General features: G+C 54.9%; 2 protein-coding genes. Both read left to right on the top strand.

The genetic code is table 11. The annotated features are described in order from the left end of the window. The first annotated feature begins 217 nt into the window (after window positions 1-217). Window positions 218-502: an HdeA/HdeB family chaperone gene (locus tag K289_RS52780; protein ID WP_245284157.1), complete on the top strand. Its 285-nt coding sequence runs from the start codon at window positions 218-220 to the stop codon at window positions 500-502. Next, window positions 436-822: an HdeA/HdeB family chaperone gene (locus K289_RS52775; protein WP_084788965.1), complete on the top strand. Its 387-nt coding sequence runs from the start codon at window positions 436-438 to the stop codon at window positions 820-822. Before K289_RS52780 ends, K289_RS52775 begins: the two co-directional genes overlap by 67 nt. Window positions 823-1185 lie beyond the last annotated feature (363 nt).

The raw sequence follows: 1185 nt of genomic DNA, 5'->3' as shown, positions 1-1185 counted from the left end.
GAGTTTCTGTGACATGGCGTGCTCCTTGTCTTCGGTGCCCCCTGCCAGCATTCGCTGCTGGCAGGGCCGGAGCACGGCCGGACCATCCCACTAGCGGACCTCTGTTGATCTGGATCAACATAAGCGGCGCGAGACTCCGTTTCCTTGCGGCCTTGTGGCGGCAGCCGTCTCCAAATCCCGTAGATCAGCATCAAGGACGACCTCGATGAGATGTAGATTGATCAGTCTGACGTTTGCTGTCTCGATAATTCCAATCGTTGCGAATGCGCAGGTAACCATTGATATGGGCAAGATCATATGCAGCCAATACCTTGCTATGCCGCAGTCACAGTCAGATAACTTTTCTGCCTGGATGAGCGGCTGGTTCAGTTATCAGAAGGGCAGGACCTTTGTGGATCTTGCTTTGCATCAACAAAATATCGCCAACGTGAAGGCATGGTGCCAATATCATCCGGCGGAAAGTGTCATGTATGGCTTGCAACAATCGGTAGGCACAAATTGACGGCCTCGGGACTTTGGAGGATCGCTATGAGATGCAGGGCTCTTGTCGTTTCTGTGATTTTGATAGGTGCGGGCTCAGCGCCAGCCGCGGCTCAGATCAAGCTGGACATGAACAAGATCACTTGCGGAAATTGGCTGGGATACGGCTCAGTTGACCGGGATTTCGTAAGGTATTTCATGAGCGGCTATTACAACGCCGCCGCAAATAATAATGTCTTGGACTACGACCGCCTGCAAAAGAATTCCGAAAAAGTTGTCGCCTATTGCAAAAAGCACAAATCCGACACGCTGCCAACCGCCATTCAAAAAAGCGCCAGCTAGGATGTGGGCCCCGACGGCGGCGTCGCCGCGGAAGCCTTGGTCGACGACATTTGCCACTCCTCGACCGAGCGTCGAACGGCCACTAGAACTGCGCAACCGCGCCCTTATTCGTTGCGCGCATAACCGCGCGTCGCGTCCATACGTCTCCTTTTGGCGCTTTTGCGACCTCCGGGGACATCCGCTACCGCGCCACTGTTGGCGGACAAGCGGACATCAGGCGTGCCTGACCCAAGCACCCCGATTATGAGTACACGGCCTTCTGTAATGGGCCCTAGCACTACTTTGGCAGAATCTGTTTGTGCGGCGACTTTTCAAGGAGTTGTTTTCTGCAGTACGGACACCACTGAGCCGGCGGCCGCAGGA

It is taken from the genome of Bradyrhizobium sp. Cp5.3 (assembly GCF_000426265.1).
Classification (GTDB): Bacteria; Pseudomonadota; Alphaproteobacteria; order Rhizobiales; family Xanthobacteraceae; genus Bradyrhizobium; species Bradyrhizobium neotropicale.
Note: the sequence above shows the minus strand (reverse complement) of the source record. Positions and strands in the feature narration are given on the sequence as shown.